This window comes from Oribacterium sp. NK2B42, assembly GCF_000424445.1.
Classification (GTDB): Bacteria; Bacillota; Clostridia; order Lachnospirales; family Lachnospiraceae; genus Oribacterium.
Genome location: NZ_AUJX01000009.1, coordinates 41160 through 62909 on the forward strand (window position 1 = coordinate 41160; position 21750 = coordinate 62909).

Annotated in this window: 18 protein-coding genes; all 18 read right to left on the bottom strand. The window is 46.7% G+C overall.

Annotation, left to right across the window (positions count from 1 at the left end; genetic code table 11):
- Positions 1–102: 102 nt before the first annotated feature.
- Complete coding sequence (gene rsmH / locus G625_RS0105095; protein WP_029200248.1) at positions 103–1047, bottom strand: 16S rRNA (cytosine(1402)-N(4))-methyltransferase RsmH; 945 nt, start codon at positions 1045–1047, stop codon at positions 103–105.
- A complete protein-coding gene (gene mraZ, locus G625_RS0105100) occupies positions 1044–1472 on the bottom strand; it encodes a division/cell wall cluster transcriptional repressor MraZ (protein WP_029200249.1) in 429 nt (142 codons plus the stop codon). The genes rsmH and mraZ overlap by 4 nt, the downstream gene beginning before the upstream one ends.
- An 829-nt stretch (positions 1473–2301) precedes the next feature.
- Positions 2302–3399, bottom strand: coding sequence for a redox-regulated ATPase YchF (gene ychF / locus G625_RS0105110; RefSeq protein ID WP_029200251.1), 1098 nt, complete (start codon positions 3397–3399; stop codon positions 2302–2304).
- A gap of 211 nt (positions 3400–3610) precedes the next feature.
- Positions 3611–3763, bottom strand: a complete 153-nt coding sequence (locus tag G625_RS23295) for a hypothetical protein (RefSeq protein ID WP_330364974.1) — start codon at positions 3761–3763, stop codon at positions 3611–3613.
- 53 nt (positions 3764–3816) lie between these two features.
- On the bottom strand, positions 3817–4215 hold the full coding sequence (locus tag G625_RS18460) for a hypothetical protein (protein ID WP_330364975.1): 399 nt from the start codon (positions 4213–4215) through the stop codon (positions 3817–3819).
- Entirely contained in the window at positions 4208–4402 is a 195-nt protein-coding gene (locus tag G625_RS0105120) for a hypothetical protein (RefSeq protein ID WP_029200252.1), read from the bottom strand. The genes G625_RS18460 and G625_RS0105120 overlap by 8 nt, the downstream gene beginning before the upstream one ends.
- Positions 4403–4576: 174 nt before the next feature.
- Entirely contained in the window at positions 4577–6205 is a 1629-nt protein-coding gene (locus G625_RS18465) for a response regulator (protein ID WP_049895734.1), read from the bottom strand.
- 3 nt (positions 6206–6208) lie between these two features.
- Entirely contained in the window at positions 6209–7711 is a 1503-nt protein-coding gene (locus G625_RS21035; RefSeq protein WP_049895735.1) for a histidine kinase dimerization/phospho-acceptor domain-containing protein, read from the bottom strand.
- A gap of 233 nt (positions 7712–7944) precedes the next feature.
- The gene (locus tag G625_RS0105130) at positions 7945–9297 is read right to left on the bottom strand and encodes an MATE family efflux transporter (RefSeq protein ID WP_029200253.1); all 1353 of its coding nucleotides are present in this window, start codon (positions 9295–9297) and stop codon (positions 7945–7947) included.
- Between the two features lie 113 nt (positions 9298–9410).
- Positions 9411–10325: a prolipoprotein diacylglyceryl transferase gene (gene lgt / locus G625_RS18470; protein WP_044931684.1), complete on the bottom strand. Its 915-nt coding sequence runs from the start codon at positions 10323–10325 to the stop codon at positions 9411–9413.
- 18 nt (positions 10326–10343) lie between these two features.
- Complete coding sequence (locus tag G625_RS0105140) at positions 10344–11939, bottom strand: hypothetical protein (RefSeq protein WP_198014863.1); 1596 nt, start codon at positions 11937–11939, stop codon at positions 10344–10346.
- Between the two features lie 18 nt (positions 11940–11957).
- Entirely contained in the window at positions 11958–13736 is a 1779-nt protein-coding gene (locus G625_RS0105145) for an MBOAT family O-acyltransferase (RefSeq protein ID WP_029200255.1), read from the bottom strand.
- Between the two features lie 205 nt (positions 13737–13941).
- Positions 13942–15921, bottom strand: a complete 1980-nt coding sequence (gene ligA / locus G625_RS0105150; protein ID WP_029200256.1) for an NAD-dependent DNA ligase LigA — start codon at positions 15919–15921, stop codon at positions 13942–13944.
- Positions 15922–15933: 12 nt separating this feature from the next.
- Positions 15934–16767 (bottom strand): pseudouridine synthase, encoded by an 834-nt coding sequence (locus G625_RS0105155; RefSeq protein ID WP_029200257.1) that lies wholly within the window; start codon positions 16765–16767, stop codon positions 15934–15936.
- Between the two features lie 141 nt (positions 16768–16908).
- Entirely contained in the window at positions 16909–17955 is a 1047-nt protein-coding gene (queA, locus tag G625_RS0105160; protein ID WP_029200258.1) for a tRNA preQ1(34) S-adenosylmethionine ribosyltransferase-isomerase QueA, read from the bottom strand.
- 194 nt (positions 17956–18149) lie between these two features.
- Positions 18150–19088 (bottom strand): hypothetical protein, encoded by a 939-nt coding sequence (locus tag G625_RS18475; RefSeq protein WP_049895736.1) that lies wholly within the window; start codon positions 19086–19088, stop codon positions 18150–18152.
- Positions 19081–20118, bottom strand: coding sequence for an N-acetylmuramoyl-L-alanine amidase family protein (locus G625_RS0105170; RefSeq protein ID WP_029200259.1), 1038 nt, complete (start codon positions 20116–20118; stop codon positions 19081–19083). The genes G625_RS18475 and G625_RS0105170 overlap by 8 nt, the downstream gene beginning before the upstream one ends.
- Positions 20119–20546: 428 nt before the next feature.
- Complete coding sequence (tuf, locus tag G625_RS0105175) at positions 20547–21740, bottom strand: elongation factor Tu (protein WP_029200260.1); 1194 nt, start codon at positions 21738–21740, stop codon at positions 20547–20549.
- Between the last annotated feature and the right edge of the window lie 10 nt (positions 21741–21750).

Below are 21750 nucleotides of genomic sequence, written 5' to 3' on the forward strand. Positions count from 1 at the left end.
ATGTCTGCCTGTTGTAAACCACACTGTCCGTTTTAGTAGTCTCAGTTTTCTTTATCTCTGCCGGATGCTTATGTCTACATGCCGTAAACTCTGCTGTCCGTTTTATGATTCTGTGTGTTTCTCGAAAATTCTGAGCTTTGCGCTCTTGGATCTTGAATTTTCCAAAAGCTCCTGTTCACTTGGAAGTATCGGCTTCCTGGTGATAACTCTGCCTTTTGATTTCCTTCCGCAGGTGCAGATCGGAAACGACCGCGGGCAAACGCACGGCTTCTCGGCTGTGCGGAATTTGTTTTTTACTATTCTGTCCTCTAAAGAATGGAAGGTGATGATGCAAAGTCTTCCGTCCTCCTCAAGGGCATCGATCATCTTGTCTATGGAATCCTCAAGTACATCCAGTTCCCGGTTCAGTTCGATACGTATCGCCTGAAAAGTTCTCTTTGCGGGATGTCCCGAGGTTGCCCTGATCCTTGCGGGAATGGCTCCCGAAATGATCTCTGACAGTTCAAATGTTGTCTCTATGCGCTTCTTCTCACGATACTGACAGATATGCTTTGCGATATTCTGTGCAAATCTGTCCTCCCCGTAGTTTTTGATCATGTGAAAGAGCTGAGACTCAGTGTAATCATTAACAATATCAGCTGCAGTTATGGGATTTCTGTCGTCCATCCTCATGTCCAGCGGCGCATCCGCCCTGTAGCTGAAGCCTCTCTCCGCGGTGTCAAGCTGATAACTTGAAACTCCGAGGTCGAGGTAGATACCATTGACCTTGCTGATTGAAAGATCCTGAAGCACTTTGTCGATGGCTTCGTAGTTGCTTCGAACTATGGTGACCTTGTCCTTGTGGTCCTTCAGTCTTTCTGTTGCTGCCGCTATGGCATCCTTATCCTGATCTATACCGATAAGTCTTCCTTCCGATGATAATCTTTCACAGACAAGTGATGCATGTCCGCCGCCGCCCAGGGTTCCGTCTACATAGATTCCGTCCGGTTTAATGTTAAGTCCATCTACTGTTTCATGTAAAAGAACGGAATAATGTTTAAACATCAGATACCAAGGCCTTCCCAGTCGGCTTCAAGAGCTTCCTCATCATCAAAATTGTACTTTTCGTTGTAAAGATCAGCGTTCCATATCTCAATGTGGTCTCCCACGCCGAGTAATGTAATGTCCTTATCGAGGTTCGCTTTGTCTCTGAGAACCGGTGGAATAAGGATCCTTCCCTGCTTATCTAACTCGCAGGTGTTGGCAGAACCGAGGAGAAATCTTTTAAGGCCTCTGGCCTTCTCATTTGTCATAGGAAGAGCATTTAACTTGTTTTCAAGGATTTCCCACTCCTTAGCTGCATACATGGCAAGACATCCGTCCAAGCTTCTTGTAACCGTGAACTCCGTTCCGAGCTGGTCTCTGAACTTGGCGGGAATAATAAGTCTGCCCTTGGCATCTAGGTTGTGGTGATATTCTCCTGTAAATGACATATCCCTTTCCTACCACTTTCTACCACTTTCTACCACTTCTATAAATATAATGCAATTTTTTACCATGGGTGTCAAGCTAAGATACCGTAATAATGGGGGTAAGATTCCAGAATTTTATAATGATTTTTTATGGGATTTTTATATTAATTTATTCTTTTTTTCTGGGGAATTTTAATTGTATTAATGGGGAGTTTTCGAAAATTTTAGAGATTTTTGGCGGAATTTCGCGAGTTTTTAGGGAGGGATTCCGGGGCGGCGGGTTCGCGGCTTCGCTTCGCGTTTGCCGGTGGGGGAAAGTGGGAAGGTAAGAATAGTATCTTTTTTTGGGGTAAAAATTGCAAAAAAAACGGTGGAGGGAAATCCCAAAACTATGGGATTTCCCTCCACCGTTTTTTGAAATGGTACGGAAAATGGAAGGGACGCGTGACGGCTCACGAAGTAATAAGGAGAAAATGCCATTTAAATGCGCTACGCGCAGGCATTTTCGCTTGATTTCGGCTTACGCCGAAACAGCCTCGTCGCCTGGGGGCATCAGCATTTCTCACGAAACGCTGATAAGGTTCGCAAGCCTAGCCACACATCCCTTCCATTTTCCTCACTTTACGAAAGGCGGTAGTAGAATAGTCTTAAGCATTGCTTTCTTTACTAAAATCGCATTTATGTCAAGAAGTACAAGAAGCAGCAAAGTGCTTTGTACACTTTACTGCTTCTAAGCTTACTTTTTAAACTACAGGAAGTTCGGAATGTAGCAAGGCGCTATACCTCAAATCTCTACTGAGTTCACCCTTATTAATCAAACTCCGGAAATTTCGAAAGAAGGCAAAATGCTTTAGACATTAAATCTAAATTCAACTACATCACCGTCTTGCATGACATATTCCTTGCCTTCCATGCGGACAAGACCTTTTTCACGAGCGGCGGAAGTGGAGCCGCAGTCCAGGAGATCCTGGTAGTTTATGACTTCTGCTTTGATGAAGCCTCTTTCGAAGTCGGAGTGGATCTTGCCGGCTGCCTGAGGGGCTTTGGTTCCCACTTTGATGGTCCAGGCTCTGGTTTCCTTTTCGCCGGCTGTCAGGAAGGACATGAGACCGAGGAGGCTGTAGGATGCGCGGACGATCTTGTCGAGTCCGGACTCTGTCATGCCGAGGCTCTCAAGGTACTCAGCCTTTTCGTCGTCTTCGAGTTCTGCGATTTCTTCTTCGATTCTGGCACTGATTACGAATACTCCGGAGTTGTTGGTTTTTGCATATTCGCGAACCTTCTGGACGTAAGCATTGGAAGCGCCATCGTCAGCAACGGAATCTTCGTCAACATTAGCCGCATAGATTACAGGCTTTCTGGTGAGGAGGTCGAGGGAATCTACGAAGGCGTTCTTGTCGTCGTCACCGGAGTCGTAGGAGATGGCGAGCTTGTCTGACTCGAGGTGTGCGTGAAGCTCCTCGAGAAGTGTGTACTCAGCCTTTGCGTCTTTGTCGTTGTTGGCAAGCTTTTTGGTCTTTGCCATACGTCTGTCAAGAAGGTCAAGATCGGAGAAGATGAGCTCCAGGTTGATGGTCTCTATGTCTCTGATAGGATCAACTGAACCGTCAACGTGCACGATATTGCCGTCGTCGAAGCAGCGAACCACGTGAACGATGGCATCTGTCTCTCTGATGTTTGAAAGGAACTGGTTACCGAGTCCTTCACCCTTTGAAGCTCCCTTTACAAGTCCTGCGATATCCACAAACTGGATAACTGCGGGTGTGATCTTCTGTGAGTTGTAAAGTGCAGCCAGCTTGTCGAGGCGCTCATCCGGTACTGCTACTACGCCGACATTCGGCTCGATGGTACAGAAAGGATAGTTCGCAGACTCAGCTCCTGCCTTTGTTATTGCGTTAAAAAGTGTTGACTTACCAACGTTCGGTAATCCCACGATTCCTAATTTCATAATGTTTTATATCTCCTTAAAAAGTGTTGGTTTTCATTATTTCAGGATAATTCCATTTAAAGAATCTCTGATACAGCGCACCTAGTGTACCATGTCAGGATAAATTTGTACATTAACAACTTTTCATTCTCATCATAATTCTATGGAAGTCGCTATAATATTCTACATAACTCAAAGCGAAATAAAAGGGTATTGAGATTTTTCAGACTTTCTATAAAACCTTCAGGAACTGTACCAGTTTATGGCCTTGTTCTCTTTCAGTCTCTCTGACATCAAAACGTTTAAAGCCATTTTTCTTTTCATAAAACTCCAATAGCTTTTCTTCATTCTCTGCCTCAAGAAAGCAAACCATTCCGCCTGCCATGTACTGTAATTCCTTTATCGTCTCTATGGCAGCCTGTAGTAACTGGGTTCCGGTTATTCTCTCATTACCCCATCCGCAAAATTCTTACCAAGCTGAGCTACAAGATATGCTGATAATGTATAGGTATTGCTTTCCTCATCAAGTTGACTGACTCTGGCAATTCTCCTCTTTATTGTGTTACTGAACTTATCTGCACTCACACTTATGGGCTTAACCGCCAGTGTAAAGTAGCCTACCAGAGAAGCATCTTCATTATGAAAAACGAGATATGTAACCGATTGGTTCTTTTTGGTGAATTCTATAGCATTCGATTTCAAAAAATGTTCAACATCCGTGTTTTTTAAGCAAGAAAAATCGGAGAGGATTTCTGATAAATCTTCCTCTCCGAGATCATTATCGTTTTTTCCTGACAAGTACTCGCGGATGTTAATAACTGTAACATCATCAAGCATTTGATTTATTCCTTTTCTGCATGAATTTTTTAATTTCATCTGCGCCATGCAAATGTCTTACTTTCAGATCAGGTGCCTGAACATTTTCTAACGACTCCTGAAATGATTCTTCAATTGCGTTGGCGAACATCTCTACCTGTTCCTCGCCGGAAACGACAAAATTCTTTGTAATACTTGATGTAGCCATTCGGGACACCTCCTTCTTTAATATCTTTTACCTATATAATACATCGACAGAAATCTGCAATACATTATATCTTTTGATTCGCCGCATCGAAGCCCTGATACAGCGCACCTAGTGTACCATGTCAGAGCAGATTTGTACATCAAGAAATCTCTAGTCTCTATAAGGGCAATGCCATTACGATTCCTTTAATATTTCACTCATCAGTTCCCACTCGAACTCGTCTGCTGCATCAGAGAGTCGCTTCAGGCGGTCTCGTTCCTTTGGCGGGAGGTTGTATCGGGATAATGATTCAAGGATGCCGGTGAGCTCATTGAAGTCGTACTCCTCTACAGCATGCTTCAGGGCTTCGTAGGCTTTCCGGAGTCCTGCCGGATCTATCTCTCCCATGCCTCCGGTTTTTCCTTCCTCAAAGTCATATTCATAGGACATTATCTTCTTTGCAAGAAGGAAAAGTTCCGGTACCTTTTCTTCTATATCTTTAAGATCTCCCGCATCTCCGTCCTTCTCAAGAATAGCACACAGGCGGCTGAGTCTCACGAACCCAACCAGGTAGGAAGAACTCTTGAGAGCATGTACCTTTATGGTGAATCCCTTGATGTCCCGGCTGTCATAAAGACCCTGTATCTCTTCTATCGCAGCGGGGAATCTCTTTATGTATTCCTTAAGGCTCCTCACAAACATCCTGGGGCCGGCACATGCATTGAGAGCATGATAAATGTCCAGCTCTTCATTCATGAAAAGCGAAGCCGGATATGGCGGGCCGACAACATTACCCTTTTCATCCGTTTTGATCTCGGTGGGACCGCCCTCTTCATCCACAGGTTTTGCCGGAACCTCCTTAATATTCACAAGCTCCTTCGGAAGATACTGAACGAGAACCTTCTCAAGAAGCTGGGGATTGATGGGTTTCGTCACATAGTCGTCGAAACCTGCCTTCAGGTATTGCTCACGGGCGCCGGTCATGGCATTGGCAGTAAGGCAGATAACCGGAACCGTTGCCCTCCAGCCTCCAAGCTTTCGGATCTCGTGAAGGGTTTCTATGCCGTCCATCTCAGGCATGCGGTAGTCAAGAAGTATCAGGTCATACCGGTTCTGCTGGATCCATCCGAGACAATCCGCTCCGCTGACTGCCGTGTCAAGCTGCAGCTCCGTTCCGTCCAGCAGTCCTTCCACTACATGAAGATTCATGGGGGCATCGTCCACCACCAGAATCTTTGCCCCAGGGGCGGTAAAGCCCGGCTTGTACACCTGACTCTGTTTCCTGTCCTTACTGATCAGAAGTGCATAACTGCCCACCGGTGACCAGTCCACAACCTCCTGCTTTAAATCGAAGCTGAAAATGGAGCCGACACCGTAGATACTTTCCACCTCCAGATGGCTGTCCATGGCCTCAAGAAGCTTCTGGGTAATGTTTATGCCGAGACCCGTTCCCTCCACGGTACGGTTTCTTTTCTCCTCAATGCGGTCAAAGGCATTGAAAAGCCTGGGGATATCCTCCCGCCTGATGCCGATGCCGCTGTCGATGACATTACACCTGAGCACAACTTCCCCGGCTTCTCTGTCCATCTTTGTAAGAACCGCGCGTACCAGAATGTAGCCATAGTTTGTATACTTAATTGCATTGTTAATTATATTGAGAACGATCTGCTTCAGCCTGATGACATCACCGCGCATGATGCAGGGAATTCTGGGATCCACCTGTACCCTCAGGTCGAGGCCCTTGTCCTGGGCACGTTTTTTAACCATGTTGATGAGATCGTTGAGAGTCGATCTGGAATCATATTCCACCGGGATGATGTTCATCTTTCAGGCTTCGATCTTCGAGAAATCAAGTATGTCGTTCACGAGAGAAAGCAGGATATTTCCGGCATCCTGAATGTTCTCGGCATACTTGCGGGTCTTTGGTTCCTCAGTATCCCTTAGGATCATCTCGTCCATTCCCAGGACAGCATTGATAGGGGTGCGGATCTCATGAGACATGTTGGACAGGAAATCCGACTTTGCCTTGTTGGCCTGCTCTGCAATATGGGCCATCTCGTCGTACTCGTTGGTGGTGACCTCCAGGAAGTTCAGGAGTCGCTCATTAAGGGGCACGATGTTTCGCTTTCCGGAATCGCTTTGAAGCTTAAAAAGCGCATTCTCTACTTCCGTATCCTTCTCGCCCTCTCTCATGGCAACCGCCACCAGGGTTCCGTTCTGTATCTCTCCCCTTCCTTCAAAGCGGTAGATTTCTCCCATTGCGTAATAGTAATTAAGACCCACACAGTTTCTGAGATAGCGTTTTATCTCTTCACCGCTTTTTTCTTTGAGTATCATCTTATGGATATAGCACACAAAGATAAGCAGTCCCTGTGCACCAAGGGCATCGATGGCCTGAGACCCTTCATCTGCTTTTCTGAGAAAGTCCTCGGGGTTTCCGTAACCAAGTCTCAGCTTGTCGCCGTCACTTATACCGCCGTTGTAAAACAGTTCGCCGGAGTCATTGAAATCCATGGGAATGTTTACATACTTGTCACCATTATGGTTTACGATAAGCGGAAATTCCCTCACATTCTGGAGGAAGTATTCATTAAACTCTATCCCCAGGTAGTGTTTGTAAATGTCCACAGGTAATTTATCATCAAGACTTGTGAGGCAGAGATCCGCAAGCTTGTTCTTTTTCGTTATATCGATCCTTGCGGTAAGCTCACGTCCTACAGCCTTCCATGGCAGCTGCTGGTTCACCATGATGTGGAGGTCTTCTCCGAAAAATGCGGCAAGGGCAATGCCTCTGTCCGTCATAGTATCCGTCATGACAAAACCTGACTGATCCTCCGGAAGCTTGAAATCCACCGGGTCTCCCGCAAGGCCGCCGAAGAAGGGCACCTCCGGGAAGGCCTCGGAAACTTTCTCCAGAAAATCTCTTGTGCCGATATCTCCGCCGATGGGCATGATGCAAACGCCCTTCAGATGTTCATGTGAATTGAGGAACTCCTTTACACGGTGGATGATTTCATCTCTGGTTATGGTGTTATAGTCAAGGGTGCAGGTTTCCACCTCCGCCTCATCAAAATAGAAGAAGCTGATCCTTACGGTACATCTTTCTTTATCTCCATCATTTACTGCCTGTGAGCATGCTATCAGTTTGATTCCGGGATAGGCGCTTTTCAGCACTCTGCCCACCTGCTGCATCTGGATATGCGTCGCGTTGGAGCAACTTAAAAAGGCAAAGGTGCTCCTTGCATTCTGGTACAGGGAATACAGCTTTGCGCTTGCAAGTAATTCAAAGGTCTCACTTTCGTCATGTACGATGAAGGTCTTCTGGATCATGGTTTCTCCGTATTCGAGGGCAGCAAAAAACGCCGGACATAATGCAACTTATCCACATTAAATGTCGGCGTTTTGGGTGCGGATATAAATTAACAAGAAGATTCTTACCGTAAAGTGTATGTCAGACAGTGATGGTAATGAAATTAATCCCGCAAATGTTCTCCTTATATACATTTCCGGCTGTCCCGTCCCGATAGTGTATACATATTAATAAATAGCTAAACGTGAACTATTTATTTATTTGGATTCTGTGCAAGTATCCTGGGGAATGTGATGAAAAATATCGTCATGCAGCTTAAAGCCGCAATGATATCCGCCACGGCCTCAGCCCCGTATATGCCCATTACTCCGAACCAGTGAGGAAGGATCATGGCAAGGGGGATAAGCAGGAATATCTTCCTGAGAAGCGCGATAAAAATAGCGGTCCTTGGCTGATTAAGGGCTACAAACGTGGTCTGACAGGCTCTCTGCATCCCAAATATGGTCATGCCCGCCATAAACACCGGCATTACCTTTCCCACAGTGTCTATAAGCATTGCATCACTGGTGAATATTCCGGCAAAAACCTTTGGCATAAGCATGATGCAAAGGGTCACTATAAAGTTCCAGGCTGTCATGACCACGAAGAGTATGCGGAAGCCCTCCCTTAAACGACCGTCATCGCCATTACCGTAGTTGAAGCTAAGTACCGGAGTAGCTCCCTGGCTGAACCCTGTAACCGGCACGGCGCTGAACTGCATTGTACTCTGCATGATAGCCAGGGCGCTTACATATACATCTCCGTAACGTGAAAGGCCTCTGTTCATGATGAGACCTATAAGGCTCTCTGTACTTGCCATTATAAACGGAGAGATGCCCAGTGCCAGCATAGCTGAAAGGATGTCTATTGATGGCCTCAGCCTTGAAAGCCTAAGCCTCAGAAAGGTGCTTTTTGATGTAAGGAACCTGAGTATCCAGCAGGCACTGACTGCCTGTGATATCACCGTAGCAATGGCTGCGCCCCTTACCCCCATGTTAAATCCATAAATCAGAACGGGATCCAGGATGATATTAATGGCAGCTCCTATCACAACAGACAGCATCGCAGTCTTTGGGCATCCCTGGGCATTCACAAAAGGGTTCAGGCCTATGGTTATCATCACAAATACTGTTCCAAGAAGATACACTGAGAGATATTCATGTGCATAGGTAATGGTATTGCCCGAGGCACCTATGGCATAAAGAAGGGGATCCATGAATAAATAAAGCGGCACCGTCAGTAAAAGTGCAAGCACCAAAAGCACCAGCGCACCGTTTCCCAGCATTGCTTCGGCATGATTCTTTTTCCCGGATCCTAAGGATATGGCCGCAAGTGGTGCCCCTCCGCCACCTGCGAACTGGGCAAATGCAGCCACTACTATGATCACGGCATTGCATACACCTATGCCCGCCAGAGCCTTAGATCCTATATCCGGGATATGGCCTATATAGATACGGTCCACGATGCTGTAAAACATATTGACCAGCTGAGCCATAATGGACGGAGCCGCCATTTTTATCATAAGCGGAAGCATAGGCGCATCCGAGAAAGAATTATTTGTTTCCATGAATCAAACCTCTTTTATGATATCCACCAGCCTGGGCATGCATGCCGGAGCAGGAGGGCATCCATTTCGAACCGGGTCGCTTCGGTGGAAAATGGATGCCCTCCTGCTCCTGATTAACTGTTTATCAGGGCTGCTCTCTCTGCCAGGAGTACCTTGTCCGGACCCTGTTTTTTGACTCTGGCAAAATTGTAGAGGAGGAGTCCGGCTCCGAGGATGGCGAGTATGGCGGATAACGCCTGGGATACTGCGATGTTGGTTCCCCAGAGGTAGAGGGAATCCGTGCGAAGTCCTTCGATCCAGAAGCGTCCGATCCCATAGGTGAGAAGGTACTGGAATATGATCTGTCCGGTAAACTTCTTTTTGGGTGCCATCAGGAAGAAGACTATCACCGTGCAAAGATTCCACATGGACTCATAGAAGAATGTGGGATGAACCTGTATGAACATCTCATTTCCTATCTTTACCGCATGCTCCAATACGTCCTGATTCAGCATGTTGGGATTTACGATAGCCTCCTTTATCCTCATGGCAAACAATGAATCGGTATATCCTCCGAAGGCTTCAGTGTTGAAGAAATTGCCCCATCTTCCCACGCTCTGACCCACCAGAAGTCCGAGAACCGCGGAGTCCATCATGGAGAGGACATTAATCTTCCGAAGCTTACAGAAAAGAGTGCAGCCAAGGATCCCCACTGTTATGCCTCCATAGATTGCAAGTCCGCCCTGACGTATATTCAGGATTTCATTAATATGCTGTGAATAATACTCCCACTCAAAGGCAACATAGTAGGCTCTCGCACCCAGGATGGCAAAGACGATGGTGTAAAGTCCCATATCCTGAATGTCATCCACCTTTAGGCCCCGGCGTTTATAGTCATAGCTTGCGATCAGGAATCCCAGGATCATTCCGATGCCGATTATGATCCCGTAAAAAGCTATGCGGAATCCGAAGATGTGTATGTCGTTTTTCAGATGCTCTATTCCAACCCCGAGGTGAGGAAAATATATATCGAAATTATCTGTATTCATTGATGTCCTTTCCGTTTGTCACTGAAGAAATACCTTATCCGCCACCACTTCACCGGTGCCGCGAAGCCTTACTATCATCCTTGCAACAGGTGTAGTAAGGGTTGAAGCATCCGGTTCTGTTCCCAGAGTCTGACCGTCCATATCATAATAGCAGGCCATCTGCCCTGGTTCCAGGATGAAGCCTTCAGAGGCTTCCCGATATTTACCTATAATTATACGGTCGCCGTGCTCCTTTATGAGCTTCCCGCAAACCTCATCCGGCTGATAATGCTCTGTCACCTGAAGCTCTGTTTCATATTCGGGGTAAGCCGAAAGCATGAGGCAGGTCTTGAAATCCGATTGAAGCTTCATGTCTATGTTCAGTGCAGGAATGTAAACCTTCTCGAAATCTTCATTCCAGTTGGCATAGTCTGGATCTTCTCTCTTATCTGTAAAACCGTAAACCCTCTTTAACCATTCCCCCAGGAAGAGGCTGACCTTGTAGGCGCCGTAAGCATTTAGATGGGCATTGGGGTCCACCAGGTCGGTGTCCCAGTCCACCACAGTGGAACTGAGTTTTCCATTATTTGCTGTCGCTCCGGTTCCGTCTGAATCCGCATTCAGCTGCATCTCATCTGTGCCTGCAGCCTGAGCGGTATCCTCTCCGGTTTCGGATGAATTTGCATTCTGCTGCATCTCATTTGTGCCTGCAGCCTGAGCGGAATCCCCTCCGGTTTCGGATAAAATATCAGTTATCATCTGATCTTCGTCGACGCCGGAAATAACATCATTGTCATCTGCAAGTTCCGATGCACCTTCCACATCATACATCATATCAATGACTTCGATGCCCAGCTCCTCCGCCAGCTTCATAACTCTGTTTTCGGCACGCTGGTTTTCAACCGATGCAGGATAGGGCACTCTCATGAAGCAGACCTGAACTCCCGCATCTTCGCATATCTTTACAAAACCTCGGATGTAATTGTCTGCACCTTCGGAGCCTTCCACCATATCATCAGATGGCACTCTGTCGATATCCATGGGCACCGCCACGCCGTATCTTGCCTCGGAGCCATAGTAAGGATTGAAATAATCATCGCTGAAGGACTCCTTGAGAGACTGCTCCGTCACCTCATTCCATCTGCTGTGATACACGGAAAACGGGAAAAGCAGCTCCGTCTTCTCCCCTGTGCTCCTGCCCCGAAGGAGATCCCGGACAGCCTCAATCTTTAACCTGTCCAGGGGGTAAGCATCCAGAGAATAATGCATAAAGCTCACATCCATGAAGGGCTGGTCAAAGGCATACATATCGTAAATGTCAAGTACCGCAAGCTTCGGCTTATGGTACCGGAGGCTCTCACGGAGCACCCAGTAGGACATTCCGAGAGATGCTGCGTGCCCCGCCAGATTATAGCTGGTGATACCGTATTTATCCCAAATCTCCATGGGCTGAAGTCCGCTCAGCACATGGCTGGAACCGTAGAACAGCACATCATATTCTTTTTGTTCAGAAAAAAACTTAATGTATTTTTGCCGGCTCACTGTTCTTTCTGTCACTCTGTTCCCGAGATAAATGCCTCCTGAGACGAAGCACAGAATCAGAATGACAGAAAAAATTCGTTTTAATAATTTCATGCTATGATCCCAATTAAATCAGTATTGAAAATATATAAAGCTTGAAGCGTTGTAAGCATTACCCCAGATCCCGAAGATCAGGATGACCAGTATGAAAAGGGCAAGGATAAGCTCCCGGAGGATCATGGGTCTCTGAAGCACCCATCTCCCCGGGTCACCTCCGTGATACTTGATAAGATCAGCTATAAAAAGGATTCCTGTCGAGATGATCAGAAGCAGGAAATTCTTCATGTCAAGCCCAAAAGAGTAAAGGTACTCGGGACTGAATTGCGATGCCCCGAAGTTACAAAATATCTGCTTCAGCATCAGCACTGCATCCCTAAGTCCCGCTGCCCTGAAAAAGAGCCAGGCAAAATCTATAAGGCAGAAGGTGACGAAGATTCTCAGAAGCTTCAGAGCCGTCATGCCGGGATCTACTAAACCGGACTTTGCTATACCTGACGTTGCTGTAACCTTCTTTGCCGCCAGCCTCACGCTTCCGCCCATGGCAGGATTTTTCTTCAGATCCAGAACCTCCCTGTCAAAGCCGAAAATGCCCAAAACCCGGGTTCTTACAGGAAGCAGAAGGCTTGCCATTATCTGGTAAATTCCATTCAAGGCTCCCCACACAATATAGCTCCACTGGCTTCCATGCCATAGACCGCTAACTATGAAGACTACCATGATATTCAGGTACCGCCTCAAAGCATTACAGCGGTTCCCTCCCAGAGGAAAATACAGATAATCCCTAAACCAGCTTGATAGGGATATATGCCAGCGGCGCCAGAAATCCTGAACCGAAACACTGAAGTAAGGACAGTTGAAATTGTCCATCAGCCGGATGCCAAGCATTTTTGCCGCGCCAATGGCTATGGTGGAGTAGCCGCAAAAATCGCAGTAAATCTCCACAGCATATATCACAGTGGCTGCCACTATGGCTGAGCCATAGATATCGTGATACCCGGCGTAAACATTATTCACAAATATGGCTGCCCTGTCCGCGATCACCAGCTTCAGGAAAAAGCCCCAAAGCATGAGAAGAAAACCCTCCGAGACTCTGTCCCAGTCAAAGCTCCTTGGCTTAAGATACTGTGGAAGCAGCGACGGTGCCCGCCCTATGGGACCGGAAAGAATGGATGGGAAGAAGCTGACGAAAAGGGCGTAATTGATAAAGTTTTTCTCGGCCGGCATCTTTTCCCTGTAAATGTCTATGAGGTACCCGGCCGACTGAAAAAGGAAGAAGGAAATGCCAACGGGCATCACGATGTCGAGCCGGTTCACGGGCATAGTAATGGAAAGTCTTGCCAACAGGCCGGAGACATTGTCCAGCAGGAAGTTCGTGTACTTGAAAAACGCCAGGAGACTGAACACCACGATCAGGGCGAATGTCAGGATTCCCTTCCGTTTCGAAATCCCCTGCTCCATATTGAGGTCGGTTTCTATCCCGCTACTCACCTCGGAATTCACCCGGCTTGCCATGGATATACTGCTTTCCCCTGTTTCATCCTGAGATCCCAAAGTTCCCTGGTAAGGCTTCACATGATTAACATCGGATTCGGAACGAGAGTCATATTTCACTTCTCTGCTCTCCTGCAAATCCTCTCTGTCTTTCTTTGAATATTTCCCCAAAGCAAATCCACATATATATGTGAATACAGTAAACAACAAAAGCAACAACCCGTACCTGGGATTCCAGCTCATGTAGAACCAGTAGCTGGTCAGAAGCAGCCAGAAATTCTGCAGCCCCTTGGGAACTATATAATATATGATCAGCACGATGGGAAAAAATACCAAAAATCCCAAAGAGTTAAAAACCATGCAATTCTCCTGTTATGGCTTGGATTCATTTTCCTGAATCAAAGTCTTGTTATACTTGAGCATTCCGGACGAGTCTAACAATAATCAAATCCCTCAATAAAATAATTCACGTCAAAGAGCAGAGACAGACTACATACCAGCCTTAATACTGTTTTCCGAATCCCCTCTGGGAACTGCTCCTCTGTCTCTGCATACTTCTTAGTAATTACCTTATTCCTAAAATCTCCAGGAACTGCTCCTCTGTCACGATGGGAACCCCCAGCTCTTTCGCTTTCTTGTTCTTGCCGGAGTTTGAAGTAATATCGTTGTTCACGAGGTAAGCGGTTTTCGAGGAAACGGAGCCTGCCGCCCTTCCACCGGCTTTCTCGATAAGGTCCTGAAGCTCCTTACGGTTTGAGAAATGTGTCAGGGAGCCGGTGATAACCACGGACATTCCTTCAAGTGTCTTCGGGGTATCGTCCTCCTGATCCTGCTTTTGAATAGTGAGCTCCTGCAGAAGACCCTCAAGCTCCTCCATTTTTTTCTCATCGCCGAAGTACTTTACGATATTCTCCGCAAGCACCTGTCCGATGCCTTCGATTTCCAGAAGCTCTTCCACCGTAGCCTTACGGAGTCTGTCAATGTCCTGACCGAAGAATCTGCACAGGACCTTGGCATTGGCGAGACCGATACCTGCGATGCCGAGACCGTAGATCAGTCTGTAAAGCTCGGTATTCCTGGAGTTATCGATGGCCTTTGTGAGATTCTCATAGCTTTTCTCGCCGAAGCCCTCCATGGAGACGATGTCATCACGGTATCTGTCGAGATGGAAAACATCGCTGTAGGTATGGATAAATCCGTGGCCGATGAATTTTTCCAGAGTCTGCTCGCTGAGGCCGTCAACGTTAAGGGCATCACGGCTTACAAACAGGGAGAAATTCTTTATCTTCTTGGCAGGGCACTCGGGGTTCCGGCAGTACAGGAACTTAGCCTCGTTGTCCATGCGGATTTCGGTTTCGTGACCACATGCGGGACACATCTTCGGGGACTGAAGTCCGCCGGTTTTTGTGAGATTGTCCGCGATCTGTGGGATGATCATGTTTGCTTTATAAACAGTCACCCTGTCGCCGATTCCCAGATTCATGTCTTCACAATAGGAAATATTGTGAAGGCTTGCCCTGGTAACGGTGGTGCCCTCAAGCTCCACAGGGTCAAAGATGGCCACCGGATTGATAAGCCCGGTACGGCTGGGTGACCACTCAACATCCCTAAGGGTGGTTTCCGCCTGCTCGTCACTCCATTTGAAGGCGATGGCGTTTCTCGGGAACTTTGCGGTACGGCCGAGGCTTAGGCCATAGGCGATGTCTTCATATATAAGTACAAGTCCGTCGGAAGGGAAATCGTTTGTCTTGATCTCTTCAGAGAACCACTTAACGGTATCAGCGATGTTATCCTTTGTGACCTTTTTATAGCCCACCACGTCGAAGCCGAGATTCATCAAAAACTGATACTGGGCTTCTCTGGAATTTCCGAAATCAACCTCTGAGCCGTCCGCCTCCACAGCACTTACCAGTGCAAATGCCATCAGCTCCACATGGCGGCTTTTCGTCACTCTTGCGTCAAGCTGACGTACCGATCCCGAGCAGAGATTTCGCGGGTTCTTGTACTTTGCGTCCGCTTCGGAAATGGTCTCGTTTATTTCATTAAAATGGGAATAGCTGATGATGGCTTCGCCTCTCAGAACCAGTTCACCCTTGAAGCTTATCCTGGTGGGAACATTGTCAAATGCTTTTGCATTCTGAGTAACCACCTCACCTATCTCGCCGTTTCCTCTGGTGACAGCTTTCTCAAGTGCGCCTTCTCTATAGGTAAGAACCACGGTAAGTCCGTCCATCTTCCAGCTGAGAAGACCTTCCTTGTCCTGAAGCCAGGCAGCCAGATCCTCTACGGATTTTGTTTTGTCGAGAGAAAGCATGGGGCTTTTGTGAGCCTCCTTGGGAAGCTCCGACAGAACCTCGTAGCCGACTCTCTGGGTTGGAGAACCGCTGAGTACAACCCCGGTCTCTTCTTCGAGAGCCTGAAGCTCGTCATAGAGACGGTCATACTCGAAGTTGGACATGATTTCATTACCCTCAACATAGTAAACTCTCGCCGCCTCGTTCAGGGTTTTGACCAGGTCCTTCATTCTTTGGTTTGAATCAGCCATACCTTTCCTCCATCACAAATTCTCAATATCATCCGTCACCTCACTGATCTCGATCTCCCTGTACTGCCCGGGCTTCAATCCGTGCAAAGTGAGATCCATGATACGGATCCTCTTAAGCTTCTTAACCTTATAACCGTAAGCCGCGCACATCCTTCTGATCTGGCGGTTCAGTCCCTGGGTAATGACAATATGGAACTCATGCTGCCTTACCTTCGGTGCCAATGTCATGTCCTGCCAAACCTCACAGGGCCGGGTGGTGACATTAAGCTCCTTGAGATAAACTCCGTCCGCAAGCTTGTCCAGGAATTCCTTTGTGAGAGCCTTGTCGGTGGTAACCACATATTCCTTTTCATGATAGTTCCGGGCACGATTAATGCGGTTCACCAAATCTCCCTGGTTGGTCAGAAGTATAAGTCCTTCGGACTCCTTGTCCAGTCTTCCGATGGGGTAGACTCTGGTGTGGTAGTTGATGGCTTCTATAATATTGGTAGCCTTGTCCTTGTCTGAGGTTGTGCAGACCACTCCACGGGGCTTGTAATAGGAAAGAAGCACCGGCTCCGGCTTGTCATAATCCTTGCCGTCCCTGGAAATCTGTTCTCCGTATCTCTCCATCATCTTTGTGGATTCAGTCGCCAGAAGGAAACGCTCCTCAGGATTTTTGGCATTGGCATTTAAGGCATGGGGATTCACACAGGTACCGTCAAGCTCGATGGAATCAGCCTCCGTAACCTGCTGTCCCATCTCCGCCGGCTTCCCGTTCACGGTGATGCGGCCGGCCTCCACCAGACGGTCCGCCTCTCTTCTGGAGCAAACCCCAAGCTCAGATAATCGTTTATTAATTCTCATTTTGACACCTGCTTTTCAGTCGTGCCATTTTTCTTTTCCATAAAAACGGCTTTTATTTACATTCTTCTCATGTATAAACACATGTTGTTTTCAGTTTTCTCTGACATACAGATACAGATCTGATCAGCCATATTTTAATGTTCACCTAAGCTTGTCTTTAAGATCTGCAAAAAAGCAGGCATCACCGAAACTGAAGAAACGGTATCTTTCCTTTACTGCTGTACTGTATGCATTAAGCACATGCTCCCTTCCGGCAAATGCTGACACCAGCATCACAAGTGTGGACTCCGGCAAATGGAAGTTTGTGATGAGTGCATCCATACACTTGAACTTGTAGCCGGGATAGATGAAGATATTGGTCCATCCGGAAGTTGCGGGCATGGTTCCGTCGGGAAGTGCCGCAGACTCAACGGTTCTGCAGGAGGTGGTTCCCGTGCAGATGACTCTGTGTCCCTCCGCGTGGGCCTTGTTTATCTTATCCGCCTCGGACTGCTCCACAACATAGAACTCGCTGTGCATATGGTGCTCCTCGATCTTCTCAGCCTTGACCGGTCTGAAGGTTCCGAGCCCGACATGCAAAGTAACGTGGGCGATCTCTACACCCTTCGCCTTCACTGCCTCCAAAAGCTCTTTGGTCCAATGCAGACCTGCTGTAGGTGCAGCGGCTGAACCGTCATTTTTTGCATAAACGGTATTGTATCTTTCTCTTTCCTTTAACTGGTGGTGAATGTATGGCGGTATAGGCATTTCCCCAAGCTTGTCCAGGACCTCTTCCCAGATTCCCTCAAACTCAAAGCGGATAATGCGGTTTCCGTCATCAATTGTCTCGATGACTTCACCTCTCAGGAGTCCGTCGCCGAAGGATACTCTCGCTCCGTTTCTCATTTTCTTTCCCGGCTTTACGAGGCATTCCCAGTCTGTTGCGGACTTTCTCTGTAAAAGCAGAACCTCCACATGAGCTCCGGTCTCCTCCTTGACACCGTGAAGTCTTGCAGGGATAACCTTTGTGTCATTGATAACCAGGCAGTCTCCCGGCTGAAGGTAATCGATAATGTCATAAAAGTGTTTATGTTCAATGTCTCCGGTATTTTTGTCCATCACCAGAAGTCTTGAGTCTGATCTCTTCTCAAGAGGGTCCTGGGCAATGAGTTCTTCCGGCAGGTCATAGTAAAAATCTTTTGTATCCATCTTTAAATCTCCTTTGTAATGGGATCATCAGCCGATAAAAATTCGACTTCGTCGACGGCTGACGCTACATGCCAGGTTTCCTCCGGAAAACCTGACACAACAGTCTCACGACAAATTCAATATATTATATACTACATGTCAACTTCTTGCCATCAAAAAAAGTGTGGTTCCATTTCGGAACCACACTTTTTCTATTAACTCTGACTTTCCGATTCAGATTCCGCTTCTGTTTCAGCAACGGATTCAGATTCTGTTGCGGGTTCAGTGGCTACCTCGTTACCGTCGATGGCGATGAGGGAAACCTGGCTGTCGATAGCTTCCTGGCTGTCGGTGTAAATACGGCCGCTCTGGAAGGCGTCATAGATTACTGCAAGACGCTCATCACCCGAGATTGCCTGAAGAAGATTTGAGTTTGAAGTATTGATCAGCTCCTGAACCTCTTCATGGCTGGTAATGTATTCATTTACAAACTTTGTCTGATCCGGGCTCAGATTTTCGATGATTTCAAACTGGTTGGAGTCATTTACCTTTACATAACAGTACATGATTCCCGGTGCCAGTGTATCGACTCTTCTGAATTTCACGTCGTAGGTCACGAATACAAGTCTCGAGTTTTCCTCAAGTGCATTCACTGCATACTGTCTGATGTTTGAGTAGGATTCAATGTAGCCTGCCTGAGTCTGAAGCTGGGATTTCAGAAGCTCACTCTGCTCAGGTGTCTGATTGGAAACTCCTGTCATTTCATAAAGAGTATCAACGTCTGCATTGAGACGCGCTTCGAAAAACTTCTCAAAAAATGCTGTCAGATATTCATCGTGATATTCACGGACTATAGTAGGATCTTCAGTCTCCTCTACGGTAGTCTCGGGAACAGCCACAGTTTCGGTCTGGGTCTTCGGAACATTGGCTTCCTTAACCTCAGCAGATGGATCTTTGTCGATTATCACTATGATGACCATCAAAACAAGCACAATAGCGGGAATAACAAGCATTCCCTTCAGCTCATCGATGTCAAAAACATCATTATGCATGGCTGTGTGGCGGCGGCCTTTTCTCATCTCGGTCATTTCCTCCGCCGGTTTTTCCTCAAGTACCTTATTTACATCATTAAGGTCTCTAAGCTTTTTATCCATTTGTTAATGCTCCATCTGCTCCGTAGTAATATCCGTTTACCCAGTTGTTCTGAACCCTGGAACCGTCATGCTGGATATAATAGAATTTGTTATCAACTGTGATAAGTCCCGGTCCCTGAAGAACACCGTCATTGGTATTGAAATAATACCATTTGTTATTGATCATCTGCCAGCCGGTGCACATTTTTCCGTCAGCGCCTGAATATCTCCATCCATTGCTTTCAAGTACCCAGGTATTTACCTCAAGATATCCTGAAGGATTGAAATGATAATAAGCTCCGTCGATAAGTCTCCAGCAGCTTACCGGATAAGTTCCGTCATCATAAAGATACCACATGCCCTGCTGTTCAAACTGCCAGCCTGTTTTAAGATATGTAAAAGCTGATACATACTTTGTATTGGCAACAGTTGAACTGGAGCTGTAAACATTGTTTATTGTAGGATTCATGGAATTGGGATCATTAAGCTTTGCAAGACCCTGGGACGCAATATTTCCTGCAGTCGGGCCATAGGTTGCCGTATTATACAACGTTCCCTGGCTGTTGTAAGCAGTATTTCCTCCGGTGTAATTCTCTGTATAAATCACCGTTCCTGTACCGCTTGGACTAACGTATGAAGTACCGCCACTTGGATCATGGGTTCTGGATTTCACATCATCGCTTGTAACAGTAACCCTGCTGCTGGCTTCAGACCAGGAATGCCATTTATTGTTTACATCCCTCATTCTTACTTTAGCATAGTAGTAGCCCTTACTACTCACGCTGGTATCAACACTTGTATCATCACCGTCAACCGATAAAGTTTTGGCTTTGGTATCAGCACTCTCTTTTTTTGTTGAATCCTTAACCTTGTAAACCTGTACCTGATATTTATCAATTCCGTCAAAATCAGGCGCATTCCAGTTGATAGTAAAATCACATCCGCTCTGTTCTATGCTGACGCCTGTGGGTGTGTCACCCGCAAAAGCCCAAAATGAAAACATGGCACTCATGGCCGCTGTCAGAAAAAATGCTTTCCTAAATAATTTCATACTCTGCTCCTCATCTATAAATGCTTGCTTTACGCCGTTTATTTCTGACACAGATGTCAATCTAATCGGCTCTATAAACAAATGTATTTCGCTGTTTTTCTGCGACATACTGATGTCGACCTAATCGACTCTATAAACAAATGTGTTTTGCCGTTTTTCTGTGGCAAATTGATGTCGACCTTACCGTCTTCATTGTTACTAACCTCCGTATCAAATAATGTAGGGATCTACAGCTTTGATACTTCAGGCTGACTACATTTATACATAGTTGTACGAATATAGTTTACAATATCCCACTACAAGAAAAAAGGCAAAAGTCTTGTCGCTTTCTTTACTTTCCCCTTATTATTTTATAACGCAAAAAAGAACGTAGAGAAAATCTCTACGCTCTTTTAAAAATTCATCTAGTGAAACTAGGAATCGAAGAATTACTCTATGATAGAAACAACTCTTCCAGATCCTACTGTTCTACCACCCTCACGGATAGCGAAACGAAGACCCTCTTCCATAGCTACTGGGTGGATGAGCTCTACAGTCATCTCTGTGTTATCACCAGGCATGCACATCTCTGTACCCTCTGGAAGGTGGCAAACACCAGTAACGTCTGTTGTTCTGAAATAGAACTGAGGTCTGTAGTTTGTGAAGAAAGGTGTATGACGTCCACCTTCATCCTTTGTAAGTACGTAAACCTGAGCAGTGAACTTGCTGTGGCACTTTACTGAACCCGGCTTGCAGAGAACCTGACCTCTCTCGATCTGATCACGGTTGATACCACGAAGGAGAAGACCTACGTTATCACCAGCCTGAGCATCATCAAGAGTCTTACGGAACATCTCGATACCGGTTACAACAGTCTTCTGAGTCTCCTCAGAAATACCTACAACCTCAACTTCATCATTAAGGTGAAGAACACCACGCTCTACACGGCCTGTAGCAACAGTTCCACGACCTGTGATTGTGAATACGTCCTCAACAGGCATAAGGAAAGGCTTATCTGTCTCACGTGCAGGAGCAGGAATGTACTCATCAACCTGCTTCATAAGCTCAAGGATCTTGTCGCCCCACTCACTCTTAGGATCCTCAAGAGCCTTAAGAGCTGAACCCTGAACTACAGGAATCTCATCGCCTGGGAACTCATACTCGTTAAGAAGATCTCTAACCTCCATCTCTACGAGCTCAAGAAGCTCAGGATCGTCAACCATATCGCACTTGTTAAGGAATACAACGATAGCAGGAACACCTACCTGACGAGCAAGAAGGATATGCTCTCTTGTCTGAGCCATAACACCATCAGTTGCAGCAACAACGAGGATAGCACCATCCATCTGAGCAGCACCGGTGATCATGTTCTTTACATAGTCAGCGTGACCCGGGCAGTCAACGTGAGCATAGTGACGATTCTCTGTCTCATACTCAACGTGTGCAGAGTTGATAGTGATTCCTCTTTCTCTCTCTTCAGGAGCCTTATCGATCTGATCGAAAGGAACAGCTGGATCAAGTCCGAGTCTGTCAGCGAGAACTGCTGTGATAGCAGCTGTAAGAGTTGTTTTACCGTGGTCTACGTGACCGATGGTACCGATGTTAACATGTGGCTTAGTTCTTTCGAAATGTGCCTTTGCCATTTTTCAATTC

Coding starts and splice junctions, on each gene's coding strand:
- G625_RS0105145 (WP_029200255.1), bottom strand. CDS start 13,736: ATGGTTTTTAACTCTTTGGGATTTTTGGTATTTTTTCCCATCGTGCTG.
- G625_RS18475 (WP_049895736.1), bottom strand. CDS start 19,088: ATGGATAAAAAGCTTAGAGACCTTAATGATGTAAATAAGGTACTTGAG.
- mraZ (WP_029200249.1), bottom strand. CDS start 1,472: ATGTCATTTACAGGAGAATATCACCACAACCTAGATGCCAAGGGCAGA.
- G625_RS0105155 (WP_029200257.1), bottom strand. CDS start 16,767: ATGAGAATTAATAAACGATTATCTGAGCTTGGGGTTTGCTCCAGAAGA.
- G625_RS18460 (WP_330364975.1), bottom strand. CDS start 4,215: ATGCTTGATGATGTTACAGTTATTAACATCCGCGAGTACTTGTCAGGA.
- G625_RS21035 (WP_049895735.1), bottom strand. CDS start 7,711: ATGATCCAGAAGACCTTCATCGTACATGACGAAAGTGAGACCTTTGAA.
- tuf (WP_029200260.1), bottom strand. CDS start 21,740: ATGGCAAAGGCACATTTCGAAAGAACTAAGCCACATGTTAACATCGGT.
- G625_RS0105140 (WP_198014863.1), bottom strand. CDS start 11,939: ATGAAATTATTAAAACGAATTTTTTCTGTCATTCTGATTCTGTGCTTC.
- lgt (WP_044931684.1), bottom strand. CDS start 10,325: ATGAATACAGATAATTTCGATATATATTTTCCTCACCTCGGGGTTGGA.
- G625_RS0105130 (WP_029200253.1), bottom strand. CDS start 9,297: ATGGAAACAAATAATTCTTTCTCGGATGCGCCTATGCTTCCGCTTATG.
- ligA (WP_029200256.1), bottom strand. CDS start 15,921: ATGGCTGATTCAAACCAAAGAATGAAGGACCTGGTCAAAACCCTGAAC.
- queA (WP_029200258.1), bottom strand. CDS start 17,955: ATGGATACAAAAGATTTTTACTATGACCTGCCGGAAGAACTCATTGCC.
- G625_RS18465 (WP_049895734.1), bottom strand. CDS start 6,205: ATGAACATCATCCCGGTGGAATATGATTCCAGATCGACTCTCAACGAT.
- G625_RS23295 (WP_330364974.1), bottom strand. CDS start 3,763: ATGGCAGGCGGAATGGTTTGCTTTCTTGAGGCAGAGAATGAAGAAAAG.
- ychF (WP_029200251.1), bottom strand. CDS start 3,399: ATGAAATTAGGAATCGTGGGATTACCGAACGTTGGTAAGTCAACACTT.
- G625_RS0105120 (WP_029200252.1), bottom strand. CDS start 4,402: ATGGCTACATCAAGTATTACAAAGAATTTTGTCGTTTCCGGCGAGGAA.
- G625_RS0105170 (WP_029200259.1), bottom strand. CDS start 20,118: ATGAAATTATTTAGGAAAGCATTTTTTCTGACAGCGGCCATGAGTGCC.